Origin of the sequence: Nostoc sp. FACHB-888, assembly GCF_014696655.1 — a bacterium.
GTDB lineage: Bacteria > Cyanobacteriota > Cyanobacteriia > Cyanobacteriales > Nostocaceae > Nostoc.
Genome location: NZ_JACJQM010000001.1, coordinates 94,838 through 117,800, shown reverse-complemented (window position 1 = coordinate 117,800; position 22,963 = coordinate 94,838). Strand labels below are relative to the sequence as shown.

General features: G+C 40.6%; 19 protein-coding genes and 1 other RNA gene. 16 read left to right on the top strand and 4 right to left on the bottom strand.

The window, feature by feature from the left end; translation table 11 throughout:
* Nucleotides 1-1,475: 1,475 nt before the first annotated feature.
* Together H6G26_RS00460 and glpK are read left to right on the top strand one after the other, a co-directional pair.
* A complete protein-coding gene (locus tag H6G26_RS00460; RefSeq protein WP_190727387.1) occupies nucleotides 1,476-2,645 on the top strand; it encodes a PAS domain S-box protein in 1,170 nt (389 codons plus the stop codon).
* A 179-nt stretch (nucleotides 2,646-2,824) separates the two neighbouring features.
* Nucleotides 2,825-4,360 carry a glycerol kinase GlpK gene (gene glpK / locus H6G26_RS00455; RefSeq protein ID WP_190727386.1) on the top strand — a complete coding sequence of 512 codons (1,536 nt, stop codon included), beginning with the start codon at nucleotides 2,825-2,827 and terminating at the stop codon, nucleotides 4,358-4,360.
* 113 nt (nucleotides 4,361-4,473) lie between these two features.
* Here the strand turns inward: glpK and H6G26_RS00450 are convergent, their stop codons facing one another.
* Nucleotides 4,474-5,760 (bottom strand): MFS transporter, encoded by a 1,287-nt coding sequence (locus tag H6G26_RS00450; RefSeq protein WP_190727385.1) that lies wholly within the window; start codon nucleotides 5,758-5,760, stop codon nucleotides 4,474-4,476.
* Between the two features lie 588 nt (nucleotides 5,761-6,348).
* On the opposite strand from H6G26_RS00450, the gene H6G26_RS00445 reads away from it, so the two are divergent.
* From H6G26_RS00445 to H6G26_RS00435, 3 genes are all read left to right on the top strand, one after another.
* Entirely contained in the window at nucleotides 6,349-6,528 is a 180-nt protein-coding gene (locus H6G26_RS00445; protein ID WP_190727384.1) for a hypothetical protein, read from the top strand.
* Between the two features lie 318 nt (nucleotides 6,529-6,846).
* On the top strand, nucleotides 6,847-7,818 hold the full coding sequence (argC, locus tag H6G26_RS00440) for an N-acetyl-gamma-glutamyl-phosphate reductase (RefSeq protein ID WP_190727538.1): 972 nt from the start codon (nucleotides 6,847-6,849) through the stop codon (nucleotides 7,816-7,818).
* Between the two features lie 130 nt (nucleotides 7,819-7,948).
* Nucleotides 7,949-8,158, top strand: coding sequence for a hypothetical protein (locus H6G26_RS00435; RefSeq protein WP_190727383.1), 210 nt, complete (start codon nucleotides 7,949-7,951; stop codon nucleotides 8,156-8,158).
* A gap of 227 nt (nucleotides 8,159-8,385) precedes the next feature.
* On the opposite strand, the gene H6G26_RS00430 is transcribed toward H6G26_RS00435, so the two are convergent.
* Nucleotides 8,386-9,378 (bottom strand): DUF1350 family protein, encoded by a 993-nt coding sequence (locus H6G26_RS00430; RefSeq protein ID WP_190727382.1) that lies wholly within the window; start codon nucleotides 9,376-9,378, stop codon nucleotides 8,386-8,388.
* A 769-nt stretch (nucleotides 9,379-10,147) separates the two neighbouring features.
* On the opposite strand from H6G26_RS00430, the gene H6G26_RS00425 reads away from it, so the two are divergent.
* The 4 genes from H6G26_RS00425 to H6G26_RS00410 all read left to right on the top strand — a co-directional run bounded on the left by H6G26_RS00425 (nucleotide 10,148) and on the right by H6G26_RS00410 (nucleotide 15,093).
* Entirely contained in the window at nucleotides 10,148-10,789 is a 642-nt protein-coding gene (locus tag H6G26_RS00425) for a hypothetical protein (RefSeq protein ID WP_190727381.1), read from the top strand.
* A 10-nt stretch (nucleotides 10,790-10,799) separates the two neighbouring features.
* Nucleotides 10,800-11,606: a pentapeptide repeat-containing protein gene (locus H6G26_RS00420; protein ID WP_190727380.1), complete on the top strand. Its 807-nt coding sequence runs from the start codon at nucleotides 10,800-10,802 to the stop codon at nucleotides 11,604-11,606.
* A gap of 493 nt (nucleotides 11,607-12,099) precedes the next feature.
* A complete protein-coding gene (locus tag H6G26_RS00415; protein WP_190727379.1) occupies nucleotides 12,100-13,446 on the top strand; it encodes a DVUA0089 family protein in 1,347 nt (448 codons plus the stop codon).
* A gap of 201 nt (nucleotides 13,447-13,647) precedes the next feature.
* Nucleotides 13,648-15,093 (top strand): PQQ-dependent sugar dehydrogenase, encoded by a 1,446-nt coding sequence (locus H6G26_RS00410; protein WP_190727378.1) that lies wholly within the window; start codon nucleotides 13,648-13,650, stop codon nucleotides 15,091-15,093.
* Nucleotides 15,094-15,205: 112 nt separating this feature from the next.
* Here the strand turns inward: H6G26_RS00410 and H6G26_RS00405 are convergent, their stop codons facing one another.
* Complete coding sequence (locus H6G26_RS00405) at nucleotides 15,206-15,724, bottom strand: HAD hydrolase-like protein (protein ID WP_190727377.1); 519 nt, start codon at nucleotides 15,722-15,724, stop codon at nucleotides 15,206-15,208.
* A gap of 421 nt (nucleotides 15,725-16,145) precedes the next feature.
* On the opposite strand from H6G26_RS00405, the gene gorA reads away from it, so the two are divergent.
* The 7 genes from gorA to queF all read left to right on the top strand — a co-directional run bounded on the left by gorA (nucleotide 16,146) and on the right by queF (nucleotide 21,306).
* Nucleotides 16,146-17,489 (top strand): glutathione-disulfide reductase, encoded by a 1,344-nt coding sequence (gene gorA / locus H6G26_RS00400; RefSeq protein ID WP_190727537.1) that lies wholly within the window; start codon nucleotides 16,146-16,148, stop codon nucleotides 17,487-17,489.
* Nucleotides 17,490-17,738: 249 nt separating this feature from the next.
* A complete protein-coding gene (locus tag H6G26_RS00395; protein ID WP_190727376.1) occupies nucleotides 17,739-19,085 on the top strand; it encodes an erythromycin esterase family protein in 1,347 nt (448 codons plus the stop codon).
* 314 nt (nucleotides 19,086-19,399) lie between these two features.
* Entirely contained in the window at nucleotides 19,400-19,666 is a 267-nt protein-coding gene (locus H6G26_RS00390; protein WP_190727375.1) for a YciI family protein, read from the top strand.
* A gap of 37 nt (nucleotides 19,667-19,703) precedes the next feature.
* An RNA gene (gene ffs / locus H6G26_RS00385) (signal recognition particle sRNA small type) lies at nucleotides 19,704-19,800 on the top strand.
* A gap of 25 nt (nucleotides 19,801-19,825) precedes the next feature.
* Entirely contained in the window at nucleotides 19,826-20,212 is a 387-nt protein-coding gene (locus tag H6G26_RS00380; RefSeq protein ID WP_190727374.1) for a phasin family protein, read from the top strand.
* Between the two features lie 138 nt (nucleotides 20,213-20,350).
* Complete coding sequence (locus H6G26_RS00375; protein ID WP_190727373.1) at nucleotides 20,351-20,749, top strand: hypothetical protein; 399 nt, start codon at nucleotides 20,351-20,353, stop codon at nucleotides 20,747-20,749.
* Nucleotides 20,750-20,892: 143 nt separating this feature from the next.
* The gene (gene queF, locus H6G26_RS00370; RefSeq protein ID WP_190727372.1) at nucleotides 20,893-21,306 is read left to right on the top strand and encodes a preQ(1) synthase; all 414 of its coding nucleotides are present in this window, start codon (nucleotides 20,893-20,895) and stop codon (nucleotides 21,304-21,306) included.
* A gap of 213 nt (nucleotides 21,307-21,519) precedes the next feature.
* Here queF and H6G26_RS00365 read toward each other — a convergent pair whose 3' ends face one another.
* Complete coding sequence (locus H6G26_RS00365) at nucleotides 21,520-22,920, bottom strand: cytochrome c biogenesis protein (protein WP_190727371.1); 1,401 nt, start codon at nucleotides 22,918-22,920, stop codon at nucleotides 21,520-21,522.
* Nucleotides 22,921-22,963: the final 43 nt, after the last annotated feature.

Genomic DNA, 22,963 nt, shown 5'->3' with positions numbered 1-22,963 from the left:
ACTCTTCTTTTAAGAAAAGGGTTATTGTATAATTACGGAATCAATATTATAGAGAGTCTGCAAATAGATACACTTGGAATAATTGACGTTTATTTATCAATTAAGCCAGCACAACTATTAATAATTTAGTTGTATTTGTCTTATTCTTAAATGAGGAATTACACTGAACTTTGTGAAAAAACTAATTTTCAGTAAATCATCTGCTAAATCGCATATTTAATGAACTACAACCAACACTATATAAAGTTTTAATGAAAGGTGATTTTTATGCAGTGGCTTTTTTGAAGGAGTCAGGCTAGCCAAATTCATCAATGGTTCACGCAGGGTAAGCAAACAAACAGTATAAACGCACTCAATGAGCAAGTATAATGGCATCCGTTAAGTTAATACAGCAGTTTTCAGGTATTTAAACCACAATTGAAACGGAGAGTAGAGAGTTGTATAGTTCAATTACTTAAAAGCGCTGTAAACTGAAGTAAGTAAAAAGAAGTGACGAGATGAGATTCTATAGTATTTACATCTCACCGATCACTCCTTATAGTTTGCGCGTTGATAAGCTGTTACGCATTTTTAAATTACAACAGCTTACTACATAATTTATCCTCTAACTAAAGAGGCGAATAATTATTAACTTATTATGTGATTTTCTATACAAATGCTTTTAACTTATAATATCCATTAGTCTTACTCTTGTTTATGCCAGATAGTTACTTAATGGATTTGTTGTGGAAATCGAAAAGCTCAGATTCCCGACTTTTCCAATAAATTGGGATATTTCTGTTAACAGAAAAATGTATTTATAAGCACAAAATAACTTAACTGGTATTATATATCTTTGGTAGTAGTAGCTTGATGCCTGTGATGGAAGTTAGGGAAAAGATTATCAGTTATTCTAAGTAATTATGGAAACAATAATTATTAACACTAAATGATTCATTGGGATAATGACAAAGTAAGTTAAACAAAAATAGGGGTTTAAGCTTTAAATCCGGGGTTTTCTGGCTGTGGTGTTTTATCTAATTTCTCTGTTAGGCATAATTGTAACTGACTTATAAGTTGAGTTACAAATCAGCATAATCTGAGGTTAGCGGATTTTACATTCGTATTTATCTGAGTTTACTGAACCTTCTGACTAAAGGTAGAAGTAATTTTTAGTAAAATGCCGTAAGGTTTTCTACAAAAGCATCTGAGTGTAATAAACACTCTCTAATTCCCTAGATTCAATCTGCTTTGAGCATCTAGGTTAAATGCAATACGTGTCAATTACAAAACTAGACTAAGTATGGCGCTATAAGACATAATAAATTGTCTAAAACCTAGAATAAACGTGCTCTTATAGGTTTTATTGAATAATTATAGTATATGATTAGTTAAAATTAGAACTCAGCAATGCAAGAAATGCTGTAATTGTTATTCAATAATTTACCTAGTAGATTTTTTGCTTAAACTCTGCAATTAAGTAGCAGGAATTTAAGGTGAACATAGAAAATTTTATCCAACGCTCAGAAACATTGCACAATCGTTTAGCAGATTTATACCAAACTGCTAGCGTATTACCTTGGATTTCACCGGATCTGCTGCCGCAAGCTTTTAAGGAAATTTATAACACCTCAAAAGTAGTGCAGTTAGCAGCAGAAGAACTCCATCAGCAAAATGAGGAACTAATACAAACACGGAATTGCTTAGAAACAGAACGCCAATATTATAAAGAATTATTCGAGTTTGCGCCTGACGCCTATTTAGTGACTAATAGAGAAGGAATCATTCAAGAAGCTAACTTCACCGCAGCTAAATTGCTGAATGTTTCAAAGCAATTTCTGGTGGGCAAACCCATGATTAACTTCGTCCCTATAGAAGAACGTCAGCACCTTCGTAGCGAACTCATCCAACTATCTCAATCAGACAGAGTTAAAGAGCTATTGATACGTTTGCAACAGCATCATGGTGAGTTCTTTGATGCAGCTTTGACAGTGGCAGTTGCCCGCAATCCACAGGGTAAGGTAACTTCTCTACGCTGGGTATTACGCAATATTGCTGAACGGAAGCGAGTAGAATCAGCAGTAGTCAAAAATGATAGCGACCTCTCCTATGATCGTCCCGTACATAAATATTCTAAAGGAGAAACTATCCCCCTTAACCCATTAGTAATTTTGTATGTTTGTCAGGGTTTGGTCAAACTTAGCACCTATTGTGAAACGGGTGAAGAAGTTTTAATAGGATTGGCAACAGCAGGAATGGTTTTTGGCTCTAGTTTGACATCTCTAAACATTTACCAAGCCACAGCCCTCTCTGATGTTGATTTAGTGTCAATTTACGCAGCAGAGATAGCTGCTTCCCCCAACCTAAGCCATATCCTTTTACCAAAAATTAATCAACGCTTACGGCAAACAGAATCTTTTTTAGCCATTTGTGGAAGACGACGAGTACAAGAGCGTTTACATCATCTATTACAACTTTTGAAACAGGAAGTTGGTGAAACTGTGGCGGCGGGAACTCGCCTAAATGTTCGCTTTACTCACGAAGATATTGCTAGCGCTTGCTGCACTACCAGGGTAACAATTACACGATTGCTTGGTAAATTACAAGAGGAAGGTAAAATCAGTTTTGACTTAAATAAACACATGATATTAAAAGATTTTGATTAATTACTTATGGGTATCCCATGAGAAAATGTCACCTCATTCTTATCTTCTGATCTCGCAAAGAGGCGACGCGTAGGTGTAACCCGCCGTAGGTATCGCAGAATTTAAAATGTACCCAAAATAATGTATATCTAATTTGACGTGTATTGCTAAAATCGCGATCGCAGCATGTCAAACCAGCTATGCACACACTTGGCAACACAACTCCATCATCAGGCTACATTTTAGCACTGGACTTAGGTACCACAGGCAACCGCGCTTTTGTGTTTAACGCACACGGCAAGATTGTTGGGCAGGCATACAAAGAACTAACTCAGTATTATCCTCAACCCGGATGGTTAGAACATGACCCTCAACAAATCTGGGAAGATACGTGTTTGGTGATGCAAACCGCCATTAATAATGCCCAGATTGCTCAATCAGCGATCGCAGCCTTGGGGCTAACTGTACAGCGTGAAACCTGTTTGATTTGGGACAAAACCACTGGTAAACCACTCCATAGAGCGATTGTCTGGCAAGATCGCCGCACTGCTCCCCTTTGCCACCAATTACAAGAGCAAGGTTATGCTAATGAAATTTATGATCGCACCGGATTAATTATCGATGCCTACTTTTCTGCTACCAAGCTCAGGTGGCTATTAGACAAGTTTACAAATGTTGACCTGAACAATATTTTAGTAGGTACTATTGATACCTGGGTGCTGTGGAACCTCACAGGTGGGAAAGTCCATGCTACTGACCACACCAACGCCAGCCGGACAATGTTGATGAATCTCAAAACCTGTGAGTGGGATGAGAAATTACTAGAACTATTTCAGATTCCGGCGCATATTTTGCCCCAGATTCAGCCTAGTTTAGGAGTATTTGGAGTTACTGATGCTACTTTGTTGGGCGCTGAAATTCCTATTACTGCCATCTTGGGAGATCAGCAAGCTGCTCTATTTGGTCATGGCTGCGTAGGCGTAGCCCGTCGTAGACATCGCCTTGGCTTGGTGAAATGTACTTACGGAACTGGTAGCTTTTTAGTAGCTCACACAGGCGAGCAAATTGTGCGATCGCACCATCAACTTATATCCACGGTGGCATGGACACAAGCAAATTCCAGGGGAACTTTAGATGTAGGCTATGCCTTAGAAGGGAGTATGTTTACGAGTGGAGCTTGTATTCAATGGTTACGCGATCGCCTGAAGCTGATTAAAACTGCTGCTGAAAGTGAAGCGATGGCAAATCAAGTAACAGATAATGGCGGAGTCTACTTTGTGCCTGCATTTAGTGGGCTAGGCGCACCCTATTGGGATATGAGTGCTAGGGGAGCCTTTTTCGGCATTACCGCCAGTGTACAACCAGAGCATCTAGTACGCGCCGTATTGGAAGCGATCGCTTATCAAGTTGTGGAAGTGGTGCAAGCAATTAATGCATCTAGCAGTACTCCAGTTGGTCGGTTAACCGTAGATGGTGGTGCTTGCGAGAATAATTTTCTGATGCAGTTCCAAGCTGATGTATTAGGTATCCCAGTTGAACGGCCGATAATGCGCGATACGACCGTTCAGGGGGCAGCATTTGCGGCAGGTTTAGCTATAGGATTTTGGGAGAACTATGAAGCACTCGTGCAACAACGGCAAATTGAACGTGTGTTTGAGCCGAGGAGCGATCGCCCATTGTCCAACTTTGCTATTTGGCAAAAGGCAGTGAAACGCACTCTCGCTTGGGGCGAGTAAGGGAATTCTAAATAAAAAATATCCTATTGCTTTAAGAGCAGGGGGCAAGGGGAGGGAAAGTCGTAGTGAAGTTCAGAAATTAGATAATTTATTTTTCGGAGTTCCCTAAATGCTTACTGCTCAGGCAAGGCTTTAACTGAATGGTTAGTAAAATTTTGTTCGAGATAGCGTGGATCGGTTACTCCTAAGTGCAAAACAAGTGCTGTAATTAATCCACCTATAGCTGCTACTAAGAAAGCAGTTTTATAGTCAACATTGTCCACTATCCATCCACCTAAAAGGGGAGCCAGGATCGTAGCAGGGGCAACAAGAGTATTGCCAAGACCAATATAGGCTGGTCGTTGGCGCTGGTTACCAAACTCTAAGGTCATTACCGCAGCAATATTTTGCAGAGCGCTCATACCTATACCCGCTCCTATAAACACCAAGTAAAAAGAGTTTACATTGGGTGCTAGCCCAGCTAAAACCGAACTGAACGCACAAATAATAGAACCAGCCTCCAAAACCAACTTATTACCCCAGCGATCGCCCACCCAACCCAAAACCAATCCAGCAATAGTTTGCGTTAACATCAGCAGACCAGTAATTAACCCAATAGATTCTTCTCCCATGCCATGTTTGTGTACGGCATAGAGTGTATAAAACGGAAGTGGCATTAATGCTAATTGTGAAAGCATACGTGTGATCACAAAACAACGGAAGTTCTTATCGCACCGGAGAATCACACTAAGACTGGCCCAAAATTCACTTCTAGTTCCAATGGTAGATAATGAGTTGCTTACTGGCTCTCGCGTCTTAGACATAAAAAACCAAGATAGAGCCATCGCAACGCTAGCACACAAAAAACAGAGAGCAAAGTTAAATGGTTGGGCAATTTGCTTAAGCAGTAAACCTGCTATTAAAGCACCAAAAATGCTCATCAGATTAGCCGCCGCCGATAAAGCACCGTAAAAAATACCAAGCCTTCCGGGGGGAATAATTTTACCAACCATGCTTTGCCAAGCAGTAGCACTTAATCCGCCACCTATTCCCTGCCAAATTAGTATGGCAAATGTTAGATATAAAATAATTTGGCTATTGAGTTGTAGCTGTAACAAAGCAACCAGTGCTAAACCGAAAAAAGGAAATTTCTGGTGAATTGTCAACCACATTACAGTTGGTTTGTAATACTGTAGTCGAGCTATTCTTTCAGCTGTTAATAGCTGAGGTAGTTGCCAGCCTAAACGCGGAATAGCTGGAATCAAACCGATGAGCAATGCAGAATGGGTAAAACCGCTAACAAATAGAGGAATAATCGTGATGTAGGAGGCAAAACCAGTTGCCAAACCAAAAAATGCACTTTCAGTAACATTGACAGTCAAGTTATGGCGAAGGTCTTTTTGAGTTTCAGAATTAAGCATTTTTATAGATATCGCAAATGTAAATAAGTAATTTTTTGCACGTCAAAGTCTGGCTTTGTTCAAGCCACATTTAGATAATTCAAAATTTGAAAAATAACGCTGTGAGGAATCAATACCTCAGTCTGACGAGCGATAAATGCTTCTGTTATTTATCAAAAAAGCTTCATGTTCAAAACCTCGCCCGCAAGTGGCGCGTTCGCGGTAGCGTCTCGTAGAGAAAAAATCCTTGTATCTCAAGGTAGGTAAAAACCTCACCCCTAGTGTCGGGCTGAGTTTAATTGCGTTAGCGACGTAGGAGCGTCATGGCGAAAAAGCGAATTGCGAATTGGATTTATACTTTTAAATTTTCTATTTTTTTACTCACTGGTGATTTGGGAAAGTTTGGGCAGCATTTTAAACCGATTTATATTCTTTTTTAGGTGCTTAGTTAAGTGGTAAGTACCGAACAAAAACCTGAGTTGCTTCCATAGATAGTTCCCAGATGTCACACTTAAATTATCATTAGAGAATATTTTTATAAAAAAAGCCTAGACTATGCGTTTGCAATATTTTTGGTAATTTACGCTCCAACAACTTGGAACAAATTCTATGCCGTGTGTAACTTTCCCTCAAACCCAACCTCAACCCCTCCCCCTTCCCTACCTTTTCTACAACAGGCTGTGCCAACGGAAGGGTAGCAAGAAGCAAAGCTTCTCAGGAGTGGGAGAGGAGAGATTTAATGTTGACGCAGCACTTATGCAAGCGATCGCAAAAGATAGAAAGCGATAAGATACTGGTGTATAAACTTAAGTATGGTAAGAAAGTGTGACTCCTAAGTGTCAAATCTGCGGAGTTTTTTAATAGGTAATTATCTAATTTTTTCTCGCCCTAGAAATCAAGGCATTGAAGCCATCTGTTTTATGCATAGGGCAAGAGCCATTTCAAGCCTTTTTGAAAATCCTTCAGAAGGTGTAAAAAGTTGCGAGTCAGAGTTACCTACAACTATTGCGTGGTAAGTTTGATTTGGGGTGTAAACTCTCATCTTAAAGTTTGATAACTGATAGCTGTTTTAAAATACCACTGACATCTAAGGATGCTGAACGCATGATTACTAAACCTAAGATTTTCATTGATGGCGAATCAGGAACCACAGGCTTACAAATTTACTCACGTCTCAATCAACGGGATGATATCGAGTTAGTTAGCATTGAGGCATCTAAACGTAGGGATGCAAGTGAGCGAGCTAAACTAATCAATGCCGTCGATGTTGTTATTCTCTGTCTACCTGATGATGCAGCCCGCGAAGCTGTGAGCTTAGTAAGTAGTACTACGGTTAAGATCCTTGATGCTAGTAGTGCCCATCGCACAGCTAATAACTGGGTATATGGTTTTCCTGAACTAAATCCAGAACAGCGAAAGAAAATTGCCAGCGCGCAGTTTGTCAGCAATCCAGGCTGTTATCCTACAGGATTCTTGGCTTGTATCCGTCCATTGATTGCCAAGGGACTTTTAAAGAGTAATCTTCCGATCACCGTTAACGCAGTATCAGGTTACTCTGGTGGCGGAAAGAATCTCATCAAACAATACCACACCTTCCACGAACAGGAAGCTGGAACAGAGTCGCTATATCCATATGGCATCTACGGTTTGCAGTTTGGACATAAGCACGTCAAGGAAATGCATTATTACTCAGAGTTAGCATCGCCGCCGTTATTCGTACCGGCTGTAGGGGATTTTGAGCAAGGAATGCTAGTTCAGGTGCCTTTGCCTCTGGGGAGTTTGGATAATCCACCATCAGGCGAGGTTATTCATCAAACAATTGTTAACTACTACCAAAGTGAAAAATTTGTCCAGGTTGCTCCATACCAAGATTCTACTCTGCTGCGAGACGGAATATTTTTGGATGCGATCGCAATGAACGGCACCAATATTGTTCAGGTTTTTGTATTCGCCAATGACACTACTAAAGAAGCGTTGCTAGTTGCTCGTCTCGACAACTTAGGCAAAGGCGCATCAGGAGCTGCAATCCAAAACTTAAACATCATGCTAGGCTTTCCAGAAGAGTTGGGATTGTTATGAAAGAGCGTTAAGCAATAGCGGAAAAGGGAGTAGAACTTTTACTCGATGCTCAATAACTAATGGCTTGTGCTAGACAGTAATAACTATTATGAGTACGTAAATTGCTTATTTGAAAAAGTAAAAAGGCAAATTGCTTTCTCAATTTGCCTTTTTGCTTGCTGAATCTACCGAAATGAATGCGCGATATACTGAAATGAGAAAGCAATCTGCCTTATTGCTTGCTGAATCTACTGAAATGAGAAAGCAATCAAGCATTTTGAGAAAGCAATTTGCCTTTTTACTTGCTAAATCTACTGAAATGAGAAAGCAATCAAGCATTTTGAGAAAGCAATTTGCTTGAATGCTTATTGAAATAGACTTGAAACGAAGGCAGAAGGCAGGAGGCAGAAGGGAAGAATTTGGTGGGGGATTCAGATCCCCACCAAATAAGTGCCACTGAATCAGAAATTTCAGTGGGGGACTCAAACCCTTGCTTCCACGGGTGTATCTCATGTAAACGAGAACCGCTATATACTAACCTGATATTATTGACTTAATAATTTTAAAACTTTTAGTACTTGTTTTTGCTTATTTTTTTTTCAGTTCCTCAAGCAATTGAATTACATGATGTTCAAAACCTCTATTTCGCTCTTGAACTGATTCAATCAAAGGTTTATCAAAAAGATTAATGACATACTTGCCTAGTTGAATACCTAAAGGTTTTAAATGTCCACCCTTTAGATTTTCCAGAAATTGTTGGGGTGGTTTTTTTAGAATATTAGTAAACCATTCACAGGTTAGTTTAGCAATATTATCGGATTTAAAACAAACTAAACCCATAATATTAAATAGCCCACTATCCTTGATTAAGTTCTGAGTTTCTTCAACAGTTGGTTTCACACCCCAACCAAGATTATCGATGATATCTGCTAAAAACTGAGGACGGATTGCGCTCCCTGTATCAGCAATAGCAGGTGCTAATAGGATAGAAACTTGCCCTTTAATGAAGACACTGTTAATTTTGATTTCTCGCTTTACATAAGTGTAAATTAGTTTGCGATCTTCTAAAATTTTCCGTCTAAGCTCCTCAAAGAGAATGTTAACGTCTGCAATTACCCTTTCTATCTGTGACTCATCCGAAGTATAAAATAGCAAATTCCGAATAAACTTTTCTCTATCTTGAGCCTCAGGAGGCAAAGCAGTAAATCCTTCTAACATAGAGATATATTTACAGCCGAGGCTATGTCCAATCCAAGAAAAGTTTTTATCATCTAGATAAGCTTCATAATCATATCCTGCAACACTTGCCATCCTTACAAGCTCTGGCAGAATTTCATACTGCTCTCTCATTAGGTAACCAGCTTCTACATAATGGTTAAAACTAAAATTGAAAGGCAGAAGAATAATCGTATATCCCTGCTCATATAAGCATTGAAGCAGATAGCGATAAAAAAGCATGGGGCCAAATGTACCAAAGAAAGCCCCTGCAATAAATTGAATTACTCCTTTAGGCTGTGGATGCAGAGCAACCCAGCTATGAGAAACGGGTTTAAATCTCAGTTTTAAATTTGTATTTCCCATGACTTAGCAATGAGTGCGTCTCATTTTGGTAGGTGTATAATTAATCTCCAAACCAAAGTTGCTGCTTTTCGGATTCTTTAAAAGATTTTTTTGCAATAGGAATTTTTAAAGATATGTGAATATTTGAATGTATCCATCATTTTTTTAAAGACACTGTACTTTGAAAGATTAAAGCACTGTTACTGTTAACATTTAGCTTACTCCTGTTGTAAACAAGCTAAATATCATCAGACATCGCTCGTCAAATTGTGGTAAAAAAGCATGAGGAGCGATGCCTACGGCGGCAAGCTACGCAATTAACTCAATCTCAGGTTAAGACACTGAGTTTGTGATTACCCAGCCCTTTCAAGATGACTCCAAAAAGCTCTTCTGTCTCTCTTCTCTCTGTGTCCTCTGCGTCTATGTGGTTAAATAAATTACTTTTTTAACGTTCCAAGCAGAGAGAGCGCTGAGAAAAAACAATCTTATTTTACGAATCCAGTGGACTTTTCCTGCTTCAGTTTAGCTATTGGACTTTTTTGTAACATCGACTTTATCAATAAATCAAGACCAGTTGGGCATTGCAGGCAGCAATTTGTGTGTAATAAAGCTTGTACAATTGTCAAGGCGGTTTTTCCTGCCAGAATACTTCTTAGGTGTAAGATTTATCGACAGCAAAATTTTTATACTTTGTGTTTTTCCATCCTTCACTTGTGGCAAAAATGCCCCAAGTTAGTAGCTCATATCTTGCAATAGATAACTTTTACCCTTATGACTGGAGAGCAAAATCTTGGGAATAGAACTACGTAGTTTCGTATTTCTCGACAGCCTGCAACCTCAACATGCAGCATATATGGGAACAGTAGCCCAAGGCTTCTTACCATTACCAGGGGATACATCACTGTGGATTGAAATCTCTCCTGGTATCGAAATTAATAAAATTACGGATGTAGCCCTCAAAGCTGCTTCTGTCCGTCCGGGAGTACAGGTAGTTGAACGACTGTACGGACTATTGGAAGTTCATTCTAGCTCCCAAGGGGAAACGCGAGCTGCTGGGCAAGCCATTTTGGCTTCATTGGGAGTCCGAAAAGAGGAATGTCTCAAACCACGTGTTGTTTCTAGCCAAATTATTCGCAACATTGATGCTTACCAAACACAACTTATTAATCGAACGCGACGGGGACAGCTACTACTAGCAGGGCAAACGCTGTATGTATTAGAAGTAGAGCCTGCTGCTTACGCCGCACTGGCTGCAAATGAAGCTGAAAAAGCAGCATCGATTAATATCCTTGAGGTTCAAGCTGTAGGTAGCTTTGGAAGGCTTTACTTAGGTGGACATGAACGAGATATTCTAGCAGGTGCGGCGGGAGCATTAACGGCAATTGAAAGTGTAGCTGGTCGGGCAAATCCTCTAGGTATGCGTAAGGAGTAAAGGAGAGAAAATGGCAAATCGAGAGCATCTAACTTTACTCAAAGCAGGTGCAGTTACATGGATTGAGTGGAGAAAGAAAAATCCTCAGATTGAACCAGACCTCAGCACCGCAAATCTGCAAGGAGATAACCTCAGAGGCGCAAACCTCCAGGGGGTAAATTTGAGAAAGGTGGATTTAGGTAATGCTTTACTCGTGCGAGCAAACCTCAGTGGCGCTGACCTCAGTAGTGCCAACCTCTACAAAGCCTTGCTCGTTGAAGCTAACTTGAGTGATGCTAACTTCAGTGTGGCTAACTTGAGTGGTGCTATACTTACGCAAGCAGATTTGAGTCATGCCAATTTGATTGGTGCTGACTTGAGTGAGGCAAATCTTAGAGGCGCTGCGATCGCTCATGCTAATCTAATTGGAACTGACTTAAGAGGCGCTAACCTAAGATATGCCGATTTAGGTGCAGCAAAACTAATTCGGACTAATCTTTCTTTTGCCAACCTGATTGAAGCTAACTTGATTGCGGCTGACCTCAGCGAAGCTAGTTTGTACGAAGCGGAAGTGTTGGGGGCTTATCTTTATAAAACTGAGCTGTACAAAGCTAATCTGAACAAGGCTCACCTTAGTGGTGCTTACCTGTTCCGGGCTAACCTAAGTGAAGCTGATTTGAGTCAAGCTGATTTGAGTTGGACTAACCTTAGAGGCGCGAATTTGGCAGGGGCGAATCTTAGAGGAGCTAATCTTAGAGGAGCCGACATTAGGGGAGCTAACCTCAGCGGCGTAAATCTTCAGGAGGCAATTATGCCTGACGCTTCAAGGCACGATTAATTAATTTTTCTAATTAATTAACATTTAGATTCATTTGCTGAAGTTTAAACTAGTTAGCAGTGTAAAATCACTCGGCACTGCTGATTTAATTAGGTTAATTAAGCTTAAATTTAGCACTATGCATTTTGGGGCATTTTTGCCAAAATAAGCTTTAGTACTTAAAAAAAGCATATAAAATTAGAAATTAAAAATTTTACATTTTTAAGATTTGCTAAAGAAGTTGACGTAACCGTAAGCGTTAATGATAATTAAGTAGTTACAAGTAAGTAGAAAAATAATTAAACTAAATGATTTTTTACATACCTACTTAGCATTTGCATAATCAATTAACCAAATCAATAATTAATATTTCCTAAGTAGTATTAGTGTTAATTAGGTTAACAAAGGCACCTGTATTTAAACTCAGAGTTTTAAATAATCTGCATTAAACTTATAAAAAGTTCTTTGACTGAGGCCGAAGTTAGGCATTAATTAGAAATTCAAGAAAAATAATATGGCAGTTATTTACGGCACTACATCTCCTGACACAAGAAATGGGACTTCGGGAGATGACACAATATATGGTTGGGCTAATGGTGGTAATGCCAATAGTTTGTCTGGTAACGATACCCTCAATGGTGCAGATGGTAATGATAATTTGTTTGGCGGGACGGCAAACGACAGTTTAATTGGTGGTCTTGGCAATGACACACTTAATGGCGGCTTGGGTATCGATAGCTTAAATGGGGGAGTAGGCGACGACACTTACACCATTGACAGTGCTACCGACACCATTACAGAGGCTACCAATTCAGGCACAGATACCGTCCGGTCTTCTGTCGCCTACACACTAGGTGCCAATCTGGAGAACCTGATACTGACCGGAACGAGCGCCATCAACGGGACAGGTAACAGTTTTAATAACATAGTCTTTGGTAATACTGTTAACAACACTTTGAATGGCAGAGCAGGCAATGACACGCTAGATGGTAATTTGGGCAATGATACCCTCAATGGTGATGACGGTAATGATAGTTTACAAGGCGGACCCGGCAATGACAGACTCAATGGGGGGTCTGGAAACGATATTCTCATCGGTGTTTGGCCCGGTAGTCCACTCTCACCTGGATTAGGAGAGACTGATACCTTAACTGGCGGTGTTGGGCTAGATAGATTTATCCTTGGGGACGCTGTAAATGTCTACTACGACGATAAAAACACTACTAATGCTGGTTTTGGGGACTTGGCTACTATTACTGACTTCAACACTAGTGAAGATCGAATAGAACTCAAAGGCTCCACAAGAAACTACCGCTTGCAATCTGCTGGAACCACTACACAAATATTTTTAGACAAACCTGGAGCAGAGCCAGACGAGATCATAGGTATTGTGCAGAGGGTAGTAAATCTCAGACTTGATAGTGACGATTTCCTTTTCTATGAGCAGGAAAACGCTAGACAAGCTACAAACAATACACTAGCCAGCGCTCAAGAATTGGGTTCTTTATCATCAGGTTCAGACGTTAATATTTCAGGTGAGTTAGTCACAGTTCAACCGGGAGACAATCCCGATTTCGACTTTTTTACATTCTCTTTAGCAAATCAAAAAACTGTCACTATTAGTGCGGCTACAACCGATGATACAGTTATTGGACTGTTTAACAATACTGGGATTTTACTGCAAAGTGACGACGATAGTGGCCCCGACTTTGGGTCATTAATCACCGCTTCACTGGGTGCTGGAACTTACTCAATATCAGTGAGTAAATATGCTTTCTTCCCTCAAAATGGCGGAACTTTCTCTGGCTCTAGTGATAGCAACCCTGCTCCTTACACGCTGAAAATCAGTTTGACGACTTAAGATAGTATTGCATTAAAAAGCTGACTTTAAGTATACTTTTAGTGCTAGTTAAAGGAACACAATTATATGCCCACCTTGCCTAACAACAGAATATTTATAAGCTAGTACCCATTGATCATTTCAGCCCATAATCTCTAAAACTTTTTCCTTTCTCAAGAAGATTTAGCAATAAAATCATCTGATTATTTTATGAACAAAATAATGAATAACATTAACTCCCCCAACCAAGAGCAACGCAAATTTATCAGTAAGTTAGCTCTCAAAAGCTACTTTGTTGCTGCTAAAACATTGTTATTTACAATAGTTCTATTAAATTATGGCACTACTGGAGTAAATGCTGAACCTAAAGCCCTGCGTCCTGATATTCAGATTCGTAATATTACGAATACCATATCGGTCTCTGCTTCGGTTCGGATTGTAAAAGATCCACGAAATAATACTCTTTATTACCTCAAACAAAATGGTGATATTTATCAAGTTAATTTAGGCTTGTCTAATAGTACACTTGTGTACAACTCTAATAATCATAATGTCGGTGAGACTCAAGGTATGGCCATTGGCCCTAACGGCACAATTTATTTAGTTGGCAATGCAGACCTTGTGAATAACCAGACCAAAGGAATTATTGTTAAAGGTGAAATTAAGTCGGGTACAGAACAGCGCGTCTGGTCTGTCTTAGCTAAGAGTGCAGGCTATCCCAAAAGCAGAACAGCCTATGACCATCGCTTCAACGGCGTGGTTGTTAGCCCGGATGGTAATTTTATCTATGTGAATAGCGGTTCTCGTACCGATCACGGTGAGGTTCAATCTGCTAATGGGCTATATCCTAATACTCGCGAAGTAGGATTAACCGCCTGTATACTCCGTCTTCCTACTAATGGCAAAAATCTTTTTCTTGCAAATAATCGAGCAACTTTAAAGGCAGCTGGCTATATTTTTGCAGAAGGAATACGTAATACTTTCGATATGGCCTTTGCACCCAATGGGGATTTATTTGGCACAGAAAATGGCCCCGATCGCGACATGTCAGAAGAATTAAATTGGCTCCGTCGAGGTGGTAATTACGGCTTTCCCTGGCGGATTGGCGGGACAGACAACCCACAACAATTTCCCAATTATGATCCTGCCAAAGACCTTTTGTTAAGCCCCAAATTTAATGCCGTCCAAAGGGGCTACTTTCGTAACGATCCAACCTTTCCTGCTCGGCCTACTGGAAACTTGATTGAACCAATTCCTAATTTGGGGCCGGACGCAGACAATTTCCGTGATCCTGTAGATGGCAAAGTTAAAGACGCCAGTCTTCTTGGGCAACCTTTTAGCAGTTTTACATCACACCGTTCTCCTTTGGGCTTAGTTTTTGATACACAAGGAGTACTGAGTCCAGAATTCAACAGAGATGGATTCATGCTGAGTTTTACAACAGGCGATCCCACTGGCGAAACATTAGCAGGCCCTTTTAAAGATTCCGGCCAAGACTTACTGCATTTAAACTTAACTAAAGTTGGAAATAGCTATAAATTTAATGCTACCCGCATTGTTGAAGGTTTTAGTAATCCCATTGACGCTGCGATTATCGGCAATAAAATTTATGTTATCGAATATGGTGGAAATCAAGGAATTTGGGAAATCACTATGCCGACTAGATGAAGGAGACTGAGTATTTTTGTTGTCAAACTCTAGGTAACAGGACATCTGGACATTAAGAGGATGTTTGAAAACTCGTAAAATATACTAGAAAAAAATACTTTTCAAACATCCTCTAAGAAATGATTGCTCCCTGATGTTGTTCAATCCAATCTCTTCCCCATTGGAACCGTACCCCAGCACTACGGGCGGCAGCTTCATCTTCGGGGCGATCGCCTACATAGATTGTATTTTCGCGAGTATGCTCGTGCCGAACCATTGCCAGCTGCAACATTCCGGCTTTGGGTTTGCGATAGTACCCTGACCATTTGGTTTTACTGTGGTTATGCACATTGTGGCGAGTAACGCGGAAGCATTTCTTGCCCTCAAAGTCAGGGCAAAAGTAGATTTCTCTTAATTCTGGAAATAGCTCAAGCGTATACTGCTGTTCGGTAATACACTCTTGAATAGACTTGTGTCCCGCGGCAACGCCACCTTGATTGGTAATGCCGACAATAATCCAATTATCTTTGTAAGCGCCAATAGCAACTTCAGCACCCGAAATAATTTTCTGGTCTTGAGGATGTTGAAAGTATTGCTTACCGCTAAGTGGTTCTCGAATTGTGCCGTCTAAGTCTACTAATAATAGGCTCATCTTTTCTGTGTTGAATTCTCCCCTTATATTCGACATCCTAAGCTGGTAATCATTACTTCTCCTCTAGCTATCGGAAGGCGCTATTCGAGTGGCTGATCCTCCTCCAGATTGAATTGTAGATGTGATGGATTAGTTAAAACACAACAACAATAGAAATAGTGACAGGTTTCCTAAATAGCTGCCCCTTTTAGGCAAAGGGAAGCGCTTGTTACATACACACTTAATACGAATCCGTTGCTTTAGATAGAGAGTGAATGAAATAGAAATAGCTACGGTTTAAGTGAAACCTAGCTGAGTGGCGATATCCAAGTCATTAGACCTCTTGGATAAGTCTTTTTAATTTCACATTTTGCGATCGCCAAGGGGCTGGACAGGGCCAAAAGAAGTAGATGACAAAGAAGAACGACTGAGAGCAGCATTTATGAACTTCGATTACGACCTTTTAATTATTGGTGCAGGTTCAGCAGGTCTTGCTGCTGCTAAACGAGCTACTTCTTATGGTGCCCATGTAGGAATTGCAGAACAAGCAGACGTGGGTGGCGCTTGTATAAATTACGGCTGTATTCCTGAAAAGCTAATGGCTTATGCTGCTAATTTTTCCAGCCTTTTTTCTAATGCAATATCTTATGGATGGAGCGAATTTCATAGCAGCTTTGACTGGTCGAAATTTATAGCAGCTAAAGACCAGAAAGTTAAACAACTCCATCAATTACACATTAAGTATCTTAAGGAATCAGGAGTAGATTTTATTAGAGGTCGTGCTAGTTTCCTAGATGTTCATACCTTGGATATTGACGGAAGGCAAATAACAGCAGATAAAATTTTGATCGCGGTAGGCGCACAACCTTTCAAGCCAAATATACCTGGGATAGAACATACTATTACTCCTAAAGAACTCTTTCAGATGAAAATCTTACCCAAAGACATCGCTATTATTGGAGGAGATTATACTGCTGTAAAAACTGCTGGTAGCTTGAATGAGCTAGGTGTTAAAGTCACTTTAATTACTGATTTGCCTCAAATATTGCCTGCTTGTGACCAAGATGTGATCCTCTGCATTACAGATATTATGGATCAGCATGGCATTAAAATTTTGACTAATACTAAAGTAGAAATTATTAAAAAAATAGCAAATGAATTAGATTTGTTTTATTCTAATTATGATAAGAATACTTTAAGCTGTGATACAGTTTTATATTTAACGTTATTGTCACCAAACTTAAATAACCTATATTTGAATAAAGCTGGTATTGAGGTGTCTCAAAAAGGTGCAATTATGGTGGATGAATATAGCTGCACTACACAAGCTAATATTTTTGCTGTAGGCGATTGTATTGACAGGCTACAACTTACACCTGTTGCTATTGCTGAAGCTCGTGCATTTGTTGATACTGTATTTGGTAATAAACCTCAAATTTTGAGTCATGAATTAGTGCCCATCTCCGTTTCTTGCATACCTGAAGCTGCTACAGTTGGTTTGACTGAAGCTCAAGCACGAGAAAAATTTGGTGAATCGGTGCAGTGTTACCGTGAGAAGTTTCAACCACTTTTTTATAACCTGAATGGGCAAGATGAAAAAACTCTGATTAAATTAGTAGTAGAAGGGAAATCAGAGCGAGTTTTGGGCGCTCATATGGTGGGTGAATCAGCATCAGAAATTATTCAAAGCATTGCTCTAGCTATAAAATTAGGCGCTACCAAAACTGACTTTGATAATAATATTGGTATTCATCCATCGAGTGCTGAAGAGATTTTCTCTTTATGAGTATTAATGCTTAATTGTAGTGAAACTTACATTGAACATTCAAACTTCATTAAACCTTTTGACAAGCTGATAGTTTAAATTACATAACTATAGTTAGAGAATAATATACTTAGTAAATTTTAAGATAAAAGTATAATACAGGAATTTGAAAGTATTAGATTCATTGCCTGTTATTGTGCTAAAATTCCTGTTCGTTTGACAATACCTAAAATCATAGTCAAGTTTACAAACTTTTGATAACTAATTATCATGTCAGATGCAACAGCAACACAGCTAACCGATGCATTACATGAAGCGGCTCATCCACTGACGGGTACTGCCCAAGACTACGATCCACTCATGGATTTAATTGGTAATGCCCGCTTTGTGCTGATTGGCGAAGCCTCCCACGGCACCCATGAATTTTATGAACAACGGGCTGAAATTACCAAGCGGCTGATTCAAGAAAAAGGCTTTACGGCTATAGCAGTGGAGGCAGACTGGCCAGATGCCTACCGTGTTAATCGATATGTACGGGGAATTAATGATATTCCTACTCCTGCTGAAGCGCTTGTAGGCTTCGAGGATTTTCCAGCTTGGATGTGGCGCAACACAGATGTAGTGAACTTCATCGGTTGGCTACGTCAGAATAATGATGCATTACCGCAGAATGGAAACAAAGTTGGCTTTTACGGGCTTGACCTTTACAGTATGTATACCTCAATAAGCGAGGTTATTGCTTACCTGGACAAAGTTGACCCAGAAGCCGCACAACAAGCACGCCGCCGATATTCTTGCTTAGAACACTTTGAAAAAGATACCAAAGCTTATGGGTATGCGGCTGCTTTTGGTATGAGCGAGTCTTGTGAGAAAGAAGTTATTAATCAATTGATAGAATTGCAACGCCGGATTACGGAATATGCAGGGCGTGATGGCCAGGTTGCAGAAGACGAGTTTTTCTATGCCCAACAGAACGCCCGACTGGTGAAGAATGCCGAGGAATACTACCGTTCAATGTTTCAGGGACAAGTGTTGTCTTGGAACATACGCGATCGCCACATGGCAGAAACCCTAGATCACCTCGCCACCCATTTAGATAAGCAAGGAAACCGCTCAAAAATTGTGGTTTGGGCGCACAATTCTCACTTGGGCTATGTGCGAGCAACCGATATGGGAATTGCGGGTGAACTCAACGTCGGGCAATTGGTACGAGATAAATATGGTGATGATACCGTACTTGTGGGTTTTACAACTTATACGGGTACAGTTACGCCTGCTTCTCTTTGGGGTGGTGTACCTGAACTTAAACAAGTTCGTCCAGCATTATCTAACAGTTACGAAGCTTTATTTCATGAGGTAGGTTTACCTCAGTTTTTACTGAATTTACGACAAGAAAATCAAGCAGTTACAGGACTAGAAAAACCGCGATTAGAGCGAGCGATCGGCGTAATTTATCAGCCAGAAACTGAACGTCAGAGTCACTACTTCTATGCTCGACTACCCGATCAGTTTGACGCTGTAATCCACATTGATGACAGTAGAGGAGTACAACCACTAGATCGCACTTCTCATCTAGATACAACTGACCTACCAGAGACATTTCCTTTCGCTGTCTAAATCAATAGTTAGTTTGAAAATCACGCCTGCTCAGATTCTCGATTTCTTAAAAAAGTCGGGAATCTTGTTGTGACAAATTCTGCCATAGTTATCGGGGCAGACCATTGAAAAGCCCCAAACAGCCTATTTAATACTTTTGACTTTTGATTTTTGACTTCCGCCTTGCGGTACTAGTCCCTTACCTAAAACCATACGCCACCCGAACGCAATCGAGGCAGAGTGCCCAGATTTTTGATCAAAATGCTACTCAAATGCTACTCAAAAACAGTCATAACTAAGGCAGGATGTCTGTTGTAAATGGAGTTAAGAAGCTAATGCCGTGGTTTGTAAAGATTGAAGAAGGCAAAGTCGATAAACCGACTTTTGACCAATATGTACCTGCCCATAAAGCCTACATTCAGGATTTGATTGCTAAAGGACACAAAGCGCGAACAGGCTATTGGGCAGAGCAAAGAGGCGGAATGTTGCTGTTTGAGGCTGCCTCAAGGAATGAAGCAGAAGCAATTGTAGCTGATGACCCCTTGGTGAAACACGGTTGCGTCAACTATCAACTTTATGAATGGCGGATTGTTATGGAATAACACACATTTACTGGTTTTTAATGTTATGCTTTTAAAAGACCTGGATCTATGCGATCGCAACACCCAAATCTTGTCAGAACCGGAAGGTAGCAGCAACACGGGAGGCTTGTGATAGGCGTAGTCTCCGGGTCGCCCTATTTGTAGGAGCGGTCTGAGACAATGGCTGGTTTTGGAGATATTGTTCAAAAAGCTTTTTACCTCGGTGTTGGATTAGCTTCTTACGCAGGTGAGAAAGCAGGGGGAAAATTAGCCGAAGTGCGATCGCAAGTCCAAAAACTGGCAGATGAAATGGTGGCAAAGGGCGAAATGAACACAGAAGAAGCCCGCCGCTTCGTTGAAGATATGATGAAGCAAGCCCAACAGTCCCAAGCATCTGGTGAAACGTCTGAAAAAACACCTCCTTCTGAACCTCGCCGCATTGAAATTTTAGAGGAAGATGAAGAACCAACGGTGAAACAGGGATCAACTGATGAGAACACGGAGAAATTACGCCAAGAAGTACTAGACCTGCAAAACGAGTTAAAACGATTGCAACGCGATCAATAAAAAACATTGTTTGATATAATACCAGTATAAGTGGCACTTCAGAGAGAAAGTTGATAAGATACATTGCCTAGTGTGTATAGTGCTTCAAGCCAGATAGCATAACTCGTCCTGTTTATAGCCTGTAAAGGCATCAAGTTTATGGAACAGTGGCAAAAAGATTTAGCAGAAATTGTTGAAACAGTGGCTGATGAAGTAGAGCGTTTCTTCCTGGGAATGAGTGAAATAGTAGACGCTTTTTTTGAGCTAACGGAAGAAATCACCGAGCAAGTCCCTAACATTGCTACTGAAGTCGATCAGTATTTACAGGATTTGACCGAACCAATGTTTGAAGCTTACTGGGAACTGGAAGACCTTGTAACAGATGTAGATGCAGGTTTTCCTTATTCGGTTGAACCCACGGCTGAGAAGAATCCTGCCTGTATCGGTTGTACTCACTACCACGGTCAAGTTTATAGTGGTAATTTGTTAGTTTGTGCCATGCATCCCCACGGTTGTGAAGATGAAAATTGTCCAGACTGGGAGAAGAAAGAGTATTGAGGGGGAGTGGGGAGTCATTCAAGTTTAGATTTTGAATTTTGAATTTTGGATTGGAGGAAAAATTTAAAATCCAAAATTGGCAGAGTTAGGAGTTAAGAAGCTACAAAATTTAATAAAGGACGTAAAAATCAGTAAAACAACTAATGACAACTGACAAATTATCTCAAAGTGTAACCCAGCCAAGCCAAGAAATGAAGTATGGCGAACGCGACATTGCCGAAGGTAAACTAATTACCTTTCCGAATCCGCGCGTGGGAAGGCGATATGACATTAACATTACTTTGCCGGAATTTACTTGTAAATGTCCGTTTTCTGGTTATCCTGACTTTGCGACAATTTACGTTACCTATGTGCCTGATGAACGGGTAGTGGAATTGAAGGCGCTTAAGCTTTACATTAACAGTTACCGCGATCGCTACATTTCCCACGAAGAATCTGCCAATCAAATTCTGGATGATTTTGTGGCTGCTTGTGATCCGTTGGAAGTGACTGTAAAAGCAGATTTTACGCCTCGCGGGAATGTGCATACTGTGGTTGAAGTGCGTCATCAAAAGTAGCATAAGTTTTAAACGCAAAGGGACACATTCGCATTAGCGTTCGCGCAGCGTCTCGTAGAGAAGCGGTAGCGACGTTAGGAGCGTCAGCGTCTGTCTGCGACACGCTGCGCGAACGCAGAGAAGGAAATTGCAGAGGAACGCGGAGGATTACTCTGTGTTCCTACCCTGCGGGAAAGCGTTCGCGTAGCGTCTCGTAGAGAAGCGCCTCTGCGTTTAAACTTCAATCGCCGTCTCTTTTTCCTCAACTTTTGGTTGTGAACTCAGCCGATCTAAAATTTCCAAAACCTCTTGTTCAAAAGCAACTTGGGCGCGATTAGTTTTACCACCCACATATAAGCGATCGCCTTTTTGCAATGCCCATATTTGCGAATGAGAAAAGTAACTCATCACCACACCCAGCATTAATAAACCAAACCCTGAGTAAACAATTGGTATACCTGGATCAGCTTTAATTTGTAAGCCAGTGCTGCCAATTACATCTAGAACTTTGAGCTTCACGCCATTGACTTGGGTAGACATCCCGGCGCGGACAGTATCAATAAGTTTACCAGCAGGATCATAAATTAATACCATCCCTTGCAAGTCTTTGGTTAACAGGGAGACACCCTCACTCAAATCCGGTTTCGTAGGAACCCACGTTCCCCAAATGCGCCCTTGTCCATTAGTGTTCAATTGCGCCATTGGTAGCTGAAAAATCGGGCTGTTGTTAAATTGGACGCGAATACCTGCAATTCCCCAATCAGTTTGGTAGAAAGTTACACCATGATAGCGGAGAGGCTCGTTGACAAAAATCTTCTTGTGGTCAACTTCTTCCCCCTGCTTATTCAAGACAGACAGATCCGAATAAAATTGATCAATGCCGCCAGATGGAGTGTAGTCAATCCAAAAACGATTGACGCGAACAGACCAATCTTTCGGAACTTGAGGTGCTGCTAAAGGGCCAGCATCTACAATATTTGTCACTTGAAATGTATCGCCACTGGCAACCATTTCCTGAGCAAGAAACCCAGTCATCGCCCCCCAAATTCCCCCTATCAAAATAGCTACGATGCCAACATGAACGATAATTGGACCGATGCGTCCGACTATTCCTTTACGAGCGTAAAGGAGATTTTCTTTATCTTGATCTGGAAAAATTTTATAGCGGCGTTTCTGTAATATTTGACTGAGAGAATCCAGAGAACCAGTATCTAGTTCTGCACTTAAAGCTAACTTTTGAAATTGCCGTGGTTCTTCGTAATATTTCCAGCGCTGGGCAGCTTTTAAGGCTGGTAACTGCCGGGTAAAAGAACAAGCAGTTAAGCTAGTGCCAAATAAGATGAGTAATGCCAGAAACCACCAGGTACGATATACGTGGTCTAACCCAACTACCTGAATTACCTTCCAAGTTAAGAAACCAAATAAAGCTGGATGTTCTGGGTAGTTGGCTTGGTAGAATGCGGGTGACTGGCCTTGCTCAATTACAGTACCAGTAGAGCTAAAGATTGCAATCAATAGCAGTAGTGCGATCGCTAGTCGTAAGTTAGTCAGTACGGGCAAAAGCTCCTGGCGTAAAAACTGCCCAGGTACTGCCCACCATTTTAATTCTTTGGAAGCTGAATCTTCTATAGTCATTATGTGTAAAATCTAACAAAGGTATTGATAATATCAAAGATTG